The organism is Chryseobacterium amylolyticum (assembly GCF_051011775.1).
In the GTDB taxonomy this organism is placed as follows: domain Bacteria; phylum Bacteroidota; class Bacteroidia; order Flavobacteriales; family Weeksellaceae; genus Chryseobacterium.
In genome coordinates this window covers 381,970-394,706 of sequence record NZ_JBPCHX010000001.1, presented here as the reverse complement: position 1 = coordinate 394,706, position 12,737 = coordinate 381,970, and the positions used below count along the sequence as shown (strand labels likewise).

Below are 12,737 nucleotides of genomic sequence, written 5' to 3'. Positions count from 1 at the left end.
AATTTAGAATTAAAATTCAGGATTATAACAATAAATCATGAGTCATTCCATTAAAAATAAAGAAGTTTTCGGAGAATTGTTTTTGCTTGAATCGGCAAAGGCAGAGAATCTGTATTTCGGTTATGCTAAAGATATGCCGGTTATAGATTACCACAATCATTTGGAGCCGGACGTTATTGCGGCCAATCAGAATTTCCTTTCTCCAACCGCTATCTGGCTGGATGGTGACCATTACAAATGGAGAGCCATGAGAAATTTTGGCATTGATGAACAGTTTATTTCCGGAAATGCTTCAGATCACGAAAAATTTATGAAATGGGCAGAAGTGGTGCCGTATACCCTTCGGAACCCACTGTTTCACTGGAGCCATCTGGAACTCAAAAATCCTTTTGGGATCAGTGAATATTTATCATCCGATAATGCAGATACTGTCTATCATCAGATGAATGAAAGCCTGCAGACATCCGTTTTTTTGCCACAATCCATTATTGAAAATTTTAAGGTAGAAGCGTTGTGTACTACGGATGATCCTGCTGATGATCTGGCTCATCACAAAGCATTAAAAAACAGTGGATTTAAAACAGCTGTTCTTCCGGCTTTCCGCCCCGATAGCTATATTAATATCATTAATCCTGAACAATATCTTTCAGGAATCAAAAAGCTTGAAAAAGTCTGTGGGTTTTCAATCACATCAGCTTCTGATCTGTTGGATGCACTTCAGGGCAGAATCAATTATTTTGCGGAAGCAGGAGCAAAAGTAGCCGACCACGGCTTTGAATATTTTCCGGATACCACAAAATGGAACCATAACCTTGAAAAAGAGCTTTCCGGATTTCTGAAGGGTAATCTGCCAACATTTTCCGATCCGGATGCATTATGCGGCTATTTGCTGAAAGAGCTTTGCAAAATGTACGCAGAAAAAGGCTGGGTACAGCAGTTTCATGTAGGGGCAACCCGAAACAACAATTCAGAAATGTTCAGAAAAATGGGGGCCAATGCAGGATATGATGCCATTGGCGAACTGTATTATGCCCAGAGGCTGAGTGTTTTGCTGGACAAGTTGAATACAGAAGGAAAACTTGCCAAAACCATTATATACAATCTGAACCCGGCATTTAACGAAGTTCTGGCATCCCTTGCCGGAAACTTCAATGAAGGAGGCATCAAATCCAAAGTACAGTTTGGAGCAGCATGGTGGTTTCTCGATCAGCTGGACGGGATGACGAAACAGATGAATACGCTTTCCAATATCGGTCTGATCAGCACTTTTGTCGGCATGTTGACCGATTCCCGAAGCTTACTGTCATTCTCAAGACACGATTATTTCAGAAGGCTTTTATGCAACCTGTTCGGAAGTGAAATGGAAAGAGGGCTTCTTCCCGATGACGAAAAATGGGTAGGAAAAATCATTCAGGATATCTGTTATCACAATACAAAAAATTATTTTGAAATATAAAACCATGCAGGATTCAGCAAAAATACTATGTTTCGGGGAACTGCTTCTTCACTTTGCCCCGGATTCCGAAGGGAACTGGCTCAATGAGCAGTCTCTGAAGATCTACGTGGGCGGTGCTGAATACAATGTAGCGTCAGCGCTTTCCCAGTGGAAGAATCCTGTGAAATTATTATCAGCTTTACCGGAGAATTTCGTAGGGAACCAATTGGAATATCAGCTTAAAAATAAAGGAATAGAAGTCCTTGCAGAAAAGACCAAGGGAAGAATAGGAACATTTTATCTTTCTTCCGATGGCGATATGCAGAATGCTTCAGTGGTTTACGACCGCTTTCCGTCTGTTTTTACCCAATCGGATTTTGAAACTTTCAGTGATGAAGAAATATTTTCAGGAGTAAAATGGCTGCATATCAGTACCATCACACCTGCTTTGAGTGACCATGCATTCCGCACATGTCTGCATATCATGAAAGAAGCCGGAACAAGAAATATTACGGTTTCCCTGGACCTGAATTACAGAGCGTTGCTTTGGCAAAACCAGCATCCTTATAAAATTAAGGAACTGATGCCTTTTGTCAACGTTCTCATGGGAAATATCTGGTCTGTAGAGCAGTTTCTGGAAATTCCTGTTGGGTACGAGCTTAACGGGAAATTTGATGATGAAAACCTTCTGAAACAGGCTGAAAAAACAGCGTTGGAAATCCGGAAACAATTCCCGGCTGTGGAAAAAATTGCGAATACTTTCCGTTTTACAAACGGCGAACAGGTCAATTATTTTGCCACCTTATTTACTGATGGGAAACTTTTGATTTCAGAAAAGTATAATGCAGAAAAAATTGAAGAAAGGGTAGGAAGCGGTGATTCCTTTATGGCCGCCTTAATTCATGGAATTTTAAGAGGAAATCCTGATCAGCAGATCCTTGAGGATGCGACAAAAGTTGCTTTTAAAAAGCTTTTTGTAAAGGGAGATACCATTGATGAAAGCATTAATATCGAAACATTATGAGTGAAATAGTACAAAAAATAAAAGACCAGAAAATAGTTCCGCTTTTCTATAACGAATCGTTTGAAGTCTCAAAAAATATTATAAAAGCTTTATACGAAGCGGGAATCCGTGTGATAGAATATACCAGCCGCGGGCATCAGGCATTGGAAAATTTCACCAGACTGAAAGAAATTTCCCATACAGAATTTCCAGGCCTTCTGTTAGGAATAGGGACGGTAAAAAACGTACAGGAAATGGATGATTATATTCATGCAAAAGCAGATTTCATCATTACACCGGTCATCAGTGAAGCATTGGTGAAACATGCGCTTGAAAGAAATATCCTTTTGATTCCGGGCTGTTTTACCCCTTCCGATATCAATATTGCCTATCAGAATGGCTTAACACTCGTTAAAATATTCCCGGCTGATGCTTTAGGGAAGAACTATATCAGATCGGTACAGCCTGTTTTCCCGGGAATGAATTTTATGCCCACCGGAGGGATCCATGCTGAATTTGAAGATATTATGGAATGGCTCAATGGCGGAGCTGCAGCAGCAGGCTTGGGAAGCTCTCTTATCGGAAAAGATGTTAATGAAGAAGAACTGACTCATAAAACAAAGAATTTATTACAACAACTTAATCCATAATTAAATGCAGGCTCCTCAAAACCGCAATATAAGATGGTGGATGCTGTCCCTTGTCTTTCTCGCCACTACGATCAATTACCTTGACCGTCAGGTAATGGGTTTGCTGAAACCTGTACTGGAAAAAGAATTCAGCTGGGACGAAAAAGATTACAGCTATATCGTTATGGCCTTTACCACGACTTATGCCATCGGCTATATGGCGATGGGAAGGTTTATAGACAAGGTGGGAACCAAAATCGGGTATGCCGTTTCCCTTATTGTATGGAGCCTGGCCTCTATAGGACATGGTTTTGTGAAAAGTACCATCGGGTTTATCATTGCGAGAAGTACTTTGGGAATCAGTGAGGCAGGAAACTTTCCTGCTGCCATCAAATCTGTAGCTGAATGGTTTCCGAAAAAAGAAAGAGCACTGGCAACGGGAATTTTTAACTCAGGAGCAACGGTGGGAGCTATTTTAGCACCGCTGCTGGTTCCGTTCATTCTCGGACATTACGGCTGGAGGCAGACTTTTGTATGGATCGGAGCTTTGGGTATGGTTTGGATTATCCTTTGGTGGAAATTCTATGCCGTTCCGGAAAAAGCCAAAAATCTCAGTAAGGAAGAACTGCAGTACATAAAAAGCGATCAGGCCGAAAAAACAGAGGAAAAAACCAAAATTCCTTTATCGGAATTACTCAAATATAAAGTAACATGGTCATTTGCCATCGGTAAAATGTTAACCGATCCTATCTGGTATTTCTTTATGTTCTGGCTGCCGGCCTATTTCTCGGATGTCTTCAAAATGGATTTAACAAAACCATCCCTTCCGTTGATTATTATTTACAGCGGAACTACGATCGGAAGTATCGGCGGAGGATATCTCTCATCGTTTCTGATCAAAAAAGGCTGGGCCATTGGAAGAGCCAGAAGCATTACGATGTTACTGTTTGCATTGATGGTAGTTCCGGTCATGTTCTCAAAATATGTAGATAATATGTGGATGATCACGATCATCATTGCCTTTGCAACAGCCGCGCATCAAGGTTGGGGAGCCAATCTTATGACAACGGTTGGAGATCAGTTGCCTAACAGCTACGTCAGTTCTGTCATTGGTTTTGGAGGAATGCTCGGTTCAGCGGCAGGAATTATTTTTCCTTTGTTCATCGGAATCGTTTTAGACACCTTCAAAAAGGCAGGAAACGTCAATGGCGGTTACAATATTATTTTCTTTATTGCAGGAATTTCATATGTTGCCGCGTGGGGACTCATTTCGGTGATTAACAGAAAGAAAACAGTGTAACAATAATACAGTTTGAAATTTAAAAAGTAAAAATGAAATCCGGGCTTTACATGACCATAGGTCTTCTGATCAGTATATTTTCCTTTGCCCAGAAAGGAGGAAAGTATAAGCTGTGGTATGACAAGCCCGCAAAACAATGGGTGGAAGCTTTGCCGGTAGGAAACGGAAACATTGCAGCGATGGTGTATGGAGATCCTTACCAGGAAAAACTTCAGCTGAATGAAGGGACATTCTGGTCCGGGGGGCCTTCCCGCAACGATAATCCGGATGCACCAAAAGTCCTGGATTCCATCCGCTATTATTTATTTAACGGAAACTATAAAAGAGCCCGGATCCTGGCGGATAAAGGACTAACAGCAAAAACAGTTCACGGTTCGGCATTTCAGAATATGGGTGATTTTACGCTGGATCTGAATCATCTTAAAGATATCAGTAATTATTACAGAGAACTGGATATTGAAAAAGCGATCGCAACCACTACATTTACTTCTGGTGGCATTAATTTTAAAAGAGAAGTTTTCGCCTCGGTTCCTGATCATGTGATTGTCATTAAATTGAGCTCAGACCACAAAAATGCATTGAATTTTACAGCGAAATTCAATAGCGAGCTTAAAAAGAACGTTAAGGCTATTGATGCCAATACCTTACAGATGGATGGAATTTCTTCCACATTGGACGGCATCCAGGGTCAGGTGAAATTCAATGCGCTGGCGAAATTCATTACCAAAGGCGGGAAAACTCAGACCTCAGAGGCCGGAATTTCAGTAAGCAATGCTCATGAGGTCATGATTCTTATTTCCATGGCCACTAATTTTACAGACTACAAAAATTTAAATACAGACGAAGCTGCAAAAGCCGGAAAGTATATTGAAACAGCAGCAAATAAAAGTTTCAAAACTTTAGTTCAAAACCACCTGAATGCTTACCAGAACTATTTTAAAAGAGTAAATCTGGATTTAGGAACTTCTGAAGCTTCGAAAAATCCAACGGATATCAGAATTAAAAATTTTGCCAATGGTTATGATCCTGAACTCATTTCATTGTATTATCAGTTCGGACGCTATCTCCTGATTTCCTCCTCTCAGCCGGGTGGCCAGCCTGCCAATCTGCAGGGGATCTGGAATAATTCCAACAAACCGGCCTGGGACAGCAAATATACCATCAACATCAATACGGAAATGAATTACTGGCCGGCAGAGAAGACCAACCTTCCTGAAATGCATGAACCATTGATCCAGATGATAAAAGATTTGAGCGAAACAGGAAAGGAAACAGCAAAAACAATGTACAGCAGCCGTGGCTGGGTAGCACATCATAACACCGATATCTGGAGAATAACAGGGGTAGTGGATTTTGCCAATGCCGGAATGTGGCCCATGGGCGGAGCCTGGCTTTCACAGCATTTATGGGAAAAATATTTATACAGCGGAGACAAAAATTACCTGAGAACAATTTATCCTGTTCTGAAATCTGCAGCACAGTTCTATGAAGATTTCCTGATGGAAGAACCTGCACATCACTGGCTGGTAGTAAGCCCGTCAATGTCTCCCGAAAATATTCCGCAGGGACACCAGGGAAGTGCTCTGGCAGCAGGAAATACAATGGACAATCAATTGATGTTCGACCTTTTCACCAAGACTAAAAAGGCGGCACAGATTCTCAATACAGATGCAGATAAAATTCAGGTCTGGAACACGATTATTTCAAAATTACCGCCGATGAAAATTGGAAGCTACGGACAATTGCAGGAATGGATGGAAGACCTGGACGATCCTAAAGACAACCACAGACATGTTTCCCATTTGTACGGATTATTTCCTTCCAACCAGATCAGTCCGTTTACCACACCGGAATTGCTGGAGGCTTCCAGAACCGTACTCATTCATCGCGGAGACGTATCCACAGGCTGGTCAATGGGCTGGAAAGTCAATCTCTGGGCTAAATTGCTGGATGGAAACCATGCCGGCAAATTAATCAGAGACCAGCTGACGCTCGTAGAAAAAGACGGTTGGGGCAGCAAAGGCGGAACATATCCGAATCTTTTCGATGCACATCCTCCATTCCAGATTGATGGAAATTTCGGCTGCACTTCCGGGATTACCGAAATGCTTCTGCAGACTCAGAATGGATTTATAGACATCCTTCCCGCACTTCCGGAAACGTGGAAAAGCGGCAGCATTTCCGGGCTGAAAACGTATGGAGGATTCGAAGTCAAAGTGATCTGGGAAAATAATAAAGCTAAAGAAATTACCATAAAATCCGGATTGGGAGGAAACTGCAGAGTCAGGCTTCCAAACGAAATGCAGCTTTCCGCAAACACAAAACTGAAAAAAGCAGAAGGTAAAAACCCGAACTCCTTTTTTGAAATTCCGGAAATTCCTAAGCCGTTGATATCCGGCAAAGCAACATTGAATCCTGTTGAAGTTAAAACTGATCTTATCTATGATTTCCCTACTGAAGCAGGAAAGGTGTATACATTAACATGGAGTGATAAAAGCTCTGAAGGACAATCTGAAACTAAATCTATCTACAATAAAAACTAAAAAATCTATATATGAAAAAGAGTCTAATGAATCCTGTTTTTTTAAGAAATAAAACCCATGTTATTGCAGTGGCTGCCTTACTTTCCATCAGTAATCTCTCTGCACAGACTTTTTCCGACTTCAGCTACCGTGGAAACGATAAAATATATAATGACAACCCTCTTAAACCGGACGAGTTTTATTCTCCGATTTTACAGGGCTGTTACCCCGATCCCAGCATTACCAGAAAAGGCGAAGATTATTATCTTGTGAATTCCTCATTTTCAATGTTTCCGGGAGTCCCGATTTTTACCTCTAAAGATCTGGTAAACTGGAAGCAGGTGGGACACGTTTTGGACAGGCCTTCACAGCTTAAAGTTGAAAAATCAGGCGTTTCCCATGGAATTTATGCACCGGATATCAAATACAATAAGCACAACGATACTTTTTATATGATCACTACCCAGTTTGCAGGTGGTATCGGAAATATGGTCGTAAAAACAAAAGATCCGGCAAAAGGATGGAGCGAAGTTCAGAAACTGAATTTTGAAGGTATTGATCCTTCTATTTTCTTTGATGATGACGGAAAAGCATATATTGTTCATAACGATGCCCCGCCACAAGGTACCGAACAGTACAGCGGGCATCGTGTTATCAAGATGTGGGACTATGATCTCGAAAAAGATCAGGTAGTTGCGGGCTCGGACAAGATTATTGTAAACGGCGGCGTGGATCTTTCCCAAAAGCCCATCTGGATTGAAGGTCCCCATATTTACAAAAAGAACGGTAAATATTATCTGATGTGTGCAGAAGGAGGAACCGGCGGTAATCACAGTGAAGTTATTTTTATGTCCGATTCTCCGAAAGGACCTTACGTTCCGGCTGGAAACAACCCGATTCTGACACAGCGCTATTTCCCGAAAGACAGAAAAGAAAAAGTAGACTGGGCAGGCCATGCAGACCTGGTAGAAACGCCGGACGGCCAATATTACGGAGTATTTCTGGCGATACGCCCGAATGAGAAAAACAGAGTCAACAAAGGCCGTGAAACATTCATCCTTCCGGTTGACTGGAGCGGAAAATACCCGGTTTTCCAAAATGGACTGGTTCCGATGAAACCCAAACTGAAATTACCTGCAGGTGTTCAGAATCAAACCGGGCAAAACGGATTTTTACCCAACGGAAACTTTACCTATACTGATAAACTGACCGATAAAAACCTTGACTTCCGATGGATTGCCATGCGTGGACCTCGTGAAAGCTTTATTACGGTTACAAAAAACGGTGTAAAAGTAAACCCTTTTGCAACCAATATCAAGGCATTGGCTCCGGTTTCGGCCCTGTTCCACAGATTGCAGCATGAATCATTTGAAACTTCTGTAACCCTGGATTTTAAACCTAAATCAGAAAAAGAACTGGCAGGAATTACCTGTTATCAAAGTGAAACATTCAATTATGTTTTCGGAATCACGAAAAAAGATAAAGATTTCTACATCGTATTGGAAAGAACAGAAAAAGGACAATCAAAGCTGATTGCCAGCGAGAAGATTTCATTATCCAAACCGGTTAAACTGCAGGTGGTTGCCGATAAAGATGAGCATAGCTTTAATTATTCTCTGGATGGCAAGAGCTATAAAAATCTTGGCGGGCCGGTTTCAGGAGATATACTTTCTACGGATGTTGCGGGAGGTTTTACAGGAAGTCTTATCGGGCTGTACAGTACTTCTTCCAACGATATTGTACTGCAATAGTATGAAAGATCTGTCATTCCGAATGAAACGAAGTGAATGAATAATCTCGTCTTTTACTGACAGCAGAGAAAAAATACTTAGTGACAGCAATTAAGTATTTTAAATTGAAAAACTAAGCGTAAAACCAAACACAGTAGTATATTTTGAAAATCAAAAAATCTTATATAGTTTCTTTATTGGGATTTATCGGGCTGAATCTTCTTTCAGCCCAGGTAAATCCTTCCGGAAAACAGGGGACAGCATTTACCAATCCCATCATCTGGGCAGATGCACCGGATTTATCCATTACCAGAAACGGAAATGATTTTTACCTGATCAGTACCACCATGCATCTGATGCCGGGAGCTCCGGTAATGCATTCCAGGGATCTGGTACATTGGGAAATGTCCGGGTATGTTTTCGATACTTTGAATGATAATTCAAAATATGATTTATTGAACGGAACCGTTTACGGCAGAGGCCAATGGGCTTCTTCAATCCGTTATCATAAAGGGAAATATTACGTTTTATTCTCTCCGAATGATGAACCTTTCAAATCTTATTTCTATGTGACTGATCATCCCGAAAAAGGAAAATGGAAACTCATCACCAGAACACGGCATTTTCATGATGCTTCACTGTTTTTCGATGATGATGACAAAGTATATGTTTTCACTTCCAACAAAGTTTTTGAACTGAGTCCTGATTTTAAAGAGGTTATCGGAAATCCGGATGGAACTGAGGTATTTCAGAAAGATGCTTCGGAGACCGGACTTCTGGAAGGAAACCAGATCATCAAAAGAAACGGGAAATATTATATGATGATGATATCCTGGCCCAAAAACGGAAAACGCCGTCAGGTAGTCTACAGAGCAGATAAAGTGACAGGTCCTTACGAGAAAAAAGTAATTCTGGAAGACGATTTTTTAGGATTTTTCTATGCAGGGCAGGGCGCTTTGATTGATGATAAAAACGGAAACTGGTATTCTCTTATTTTCCAGGACAGAAACGGAGTGGGACGCGTTCCGCTGCTGCTTCCCGTACAATGGGAAAATGACTGGCCGGTATTGGGAGATAAAGGAAAAGTTCCTTTGAAAGGAGAAGTTCCGCTTCCGCCATTCAAACCCAAAAATCATCTGGTGGAAAGCGATGAATTCTCTGAAAAAAAAATGAAAATTCAATGGCAATGGAATCATAACCCTGTGAATGAAGCATGGTCTTTATCCGAAAGAAAAGGCTTTCTGAGATTGAAAACCAGCAGGGTAGTAGATAATCTGTACGCTGCACCCAATACTTTGACCCAGAGAATGGAAGGCCCTACTTCTTCAGCAGTTGTTGCCATGGATCTCAAAGAAATGAAAGATGGGGACGTTGCAGGTTTCAGTGCTTTCAACGGGGATTCCGGGATTTTATCAATAATAAAGGAAGGTAAAGAAAAATTCATTGTTTTTTCAACCAGCGAAGTGAGCCTGGACAATAAAACGAAAGCCATTACTGGAGTTAAAAAAGAAGAAAAAAAACGGATTCCCCTCAATTCGGATAAGGTTTTCCTCCGTATTGATGCCGATTTTAACCTCGGGAAAGATCTTGCAGACTTTTATTACAGTACGGATCAGAAGAACTGGACGGAAATGGCAAAAGACTACAAAATGATCTTTGATTACCGGAGATTTTTTATGGGATCAAAATTCGCAGTTTTTAATTATGCGACTAAAAATACCGGAGGTTTCGTAGACGTGGATTTTTTCAGAGTCAATAAAGCCGGGAATGAAAAATAATAAAATTAACAGTGAAAAGTCTGCTGTAAACAGATAAATAAAATAAGTATTCAGATGTTTAAACTTTATTAACCACAAAAGTCAAAGGGTTTCATTCTAAAACACTTGAGTTCACTTAAGTAAGTTTAAAGTGATATCGCAGAAAAGTTCACATAAGATGAAAATCAAAGATTTTCCCAAAACCTAGGTGTACTTATTACACATGAAGTTTGGCTCTGAAAAGATTAAAGTGTTTAAAACTTTTGTGTCTTTTGCGGTTAAAAAATAATCAATTATAAAACTTTAAAACAGCGTTGCTATTATTTTTTTATCTGAAATAATAAGTGTAAAAAATACAAATAAAAATCATGAATAAATCCGTTGTATGGGCTTTAGGACTTGTTTTGTCGGGAATGTTTGTTTCCGCACAAACTCTTGATAAACAGGCGCCGCAGGGTTTCGATGTGGAAAATACTGCTATTTCCCACGGGAAAATTGACACGATTCAATACCAGTCAAAAACTGTTGGAACAACAAGGAAAGCTTTGGTTTACACACCGCCGGGATTCAAAAAAGGGGTAAAATATCCCGTTCTTTATCTTCTTCACGGCATTGGCGGAGATGAAAAAGAATGGTTCAGCCAGGGAAAGCCCAATATTATTCTGGACAATCTGTATGCACAGGGAAAACTGCAGCCGATGATTGTTGTGCTGCCTAACGGTCGTGCAATGAAGGATGACAGGGCGACGGGAAATATCATGGCTCCGGATAAAGTTGAAGCTTTTGCCACCTTTGAAAAAGATCTGCTGAATGATCTGATTCCGTTTGTAGAAAAAAAATATCCGGTTAAAAAAGACCGTGAAAACCGTGCATTGGCAGGACTGTCAATGGGAGGGGGGCAGACACAGAATTTTGCGTTTGGAAACATCGGTAAGTTTGCCTGGCTGGGTGCATTTTCTTCCGCACCCAATACGAAAGAACCCAATAAGCTTTTACCCAATCCGCAAGATGCGTTAAAGCTGAAGCTGATTTTTATTTCCTGCGGTGATGCGGATGGGCTGATGCCTTTCAGTAAAAGAACCAGCGATTATCTGAGAAAAAATAAAATCCCCCATATTTTTTATATAGAGCCGGGTGGCCACGATTTCAAAGTCTGGAAAAATGATTTGTACATTTTTTCACAGCTGTTGTTCAAGCCGGTTGATACAAATAAATTTGATGGATTTACCGTTTTGGGAACTCCTGCAGCAACCAATATCAGAAATGCCCAGTATCCTCAGATCTTTCCCGACGGAAGGGTGATGTTTAAAGTGAAAGCTCCGGAAGCGCAGAAAGTTCAGATCGATTTAGGAAAAAAATATGACCTGAAAAAAGATGCTGACGGCTTCTGGACAGGCATAACCGATCCTCAAAGCGGAAGTTTCCATTATTATTCTTTGCTGATTGACGGTGTTGCGGTTGCAGATCCGTCCAGCGAAACATTTTACGGAATGGGAAGGTATGCCAGCGGAATTGATATTCCTTTTGAAGGAGATGATTTTTATGCCTTAAAAGACGTTCCGCATGGTGATATCCGTATTAAAAATTTCTATTCTAAAATCACCAATTCCTGGAGAAGGGTTTTTATTTACACCCCGCCGGGTTACGACCAGAATCCTGCTGAATCTTATCCTGCACTGTATATTTTACATGGCGGAGGGGAAGATGAAAGCGGCTGGGCCAGCCAGGGTAAAACCAACCTGATCCTGGATAATCTGATCGCAGAAGGAAAAGCAGAAAAAATGGTCATCATTATGCCGGACGCCAATATCGGACAAGGAGGGATCCGGAATTTTGGTGAGCGCAATCTTCAGATGTTTGAAAAAGAACTGAAGGAATCCATCATTCCGTTTGCCGAATCTGATTACAGAATAAAAAAAGGTAAAGAAAACCGTGCATTGGCAGGACTTTCCTTGGGTGGAATTTATTCGCTGTATGCCGGAATTCAGAACTCTGATATGTTTTCCGGCCTGGGAGTTTTCAGTTCAGGATATATGCTGCCGATGCTCCAGGATGTTGCCGATAAACAGTATAAATTTTTAAATCAAAATAAATCTGCTTTTTCATCCAATGTCAGAAATTTCTGGATTTCAATGGGTGGAAAAGATGATATTGCTTATGAAAACGGTCAGAAAATGCTGAAAGAACTGGATAAAATAGGAATTACATATTCTTACACCGATTATCCGGGAGGTCATACATGGCCGGTTTGGAGAAACAGCCTGCATCAGTTTGCCCAGGTACTTTTTAAATAGTAAAGCTAGAATCACAAAAGTTACAAAAGCTTTCATTTAAAGCCACTTGAGTTCGCTTAAGTAAGTT

General features: G+C 40.8%; 8 protein-coding genes. All 8 read left to right on the top strand.

What is annotated here, in order from left to right:
* Positions 1-37 precede the first annotated feature (37 nt).
* The 8 genes from uxaC to ACR1PO_RS01725 all read left to right on the top strand — a co-directional run bounded on the left by uxaC (position 38) and on the right by ACR1PO_RS01725 (position 12,670).
* Positions 38-1,456 (top strand): glucuronate isomerase, encoded by a 1,419-nt coding sequence (uxaC, locus tag ACR1PO_RS01760; RefSeq protein WP_433985611.1) that lies wholly within the window; start codon positions 38-40, stop codon positions 1,454-1,456.
* Positions 1,457-1,460: 4 nt separating this feature from the next.
* Positions 1,461-2,459, top strand: coding sequence for a sugar kinase (locus tag ACR1PO_RS01755; RefSeq protein WP_433985610.1), 999 nt, complete (start codon positions 1,461-1,463; stop codon positions 2,457-2,459).
* On the top strand, positions 2,456-3,088 hold the full coding sequence (locus ACR1PO_RS01750; protein ID WP_433985609.1) for a bifunctional 4-hydroxy-2-oxoglutarate aldolase/2-dehydro-3-deoxy-phosphogluconate aldolase: 633 nt from the start codon (positions 2,456-2,458) through the stop codon (positions 3,086-3,088). The genes ACR1PO_RS01755 and ACR1PO_RS01750 overlap by 4 nt, the downstream gene beginning before the upstream one ends.
* A 4-nt stretch (positions 3,089-3,092) precedes the next feature.
* On the top strand, positions 3,093-4,367 hold the full coding sequence (locus ACR1PO_RS01745) for an MFS transporter (protein ID WP_433985608.1): 1,275 nt from the start codon (positions 3,093-3,095) through the stop codon (positions 4,365-4,367).
* Positions 4,368-4,399: 32 nt separating this feature from the next.
* Positions 4,400-6,910, top strand: coding sequence for a glycoside hydrolase family 95 protein (locus ACR1PO_RS01740; protein ID WP_433985607.1), 2,511 nt, complete (start codon positions 4,400-4,402; stop codon positions 6,908-6,910).
* Positions 6,911-6,921: 11 nt separating this feature from the next.
* Positions 6,922-8,640: a glycoside hydrolase family 43 protein gene (locus ACR1PO_RS01735; protein ID WP_433985606.1), complete on the top strand. Its 1,719-nt coding sequence runs from the start codon at positions 6,922-6,924 to the stop codon at positions 8,638-8,640.
* Between the two features lie 143 nt (positions 8,641-8,783).
* Positions 8,784-10,397 carry a glycoside hydrolase family 43 protein gene (locus tag ACR1PO_RS01730; RefSeq protein WP_433985605.1) on the top strand — a complete coding sequence of 538 codons (1,614 nt, stop codon included), beginning with the start codon at positions 8,784-8,786 and terminating at the stop codon, positions 10,395-10,397.
* A gap of 347 nt (positions 10,398-10,744) precedes the next feature.
* Entirely contained in the window at positions 10,745-12,670 is a 1,926-nt protein-coding gene (locus tag ACR1PO_RS01725; protein WP_433985604.1) for an alpha/beta hydrolase-fold protein, read from the top strand.
* Positions 12,671-12,737: the final 67 nt, after the last annotated feature.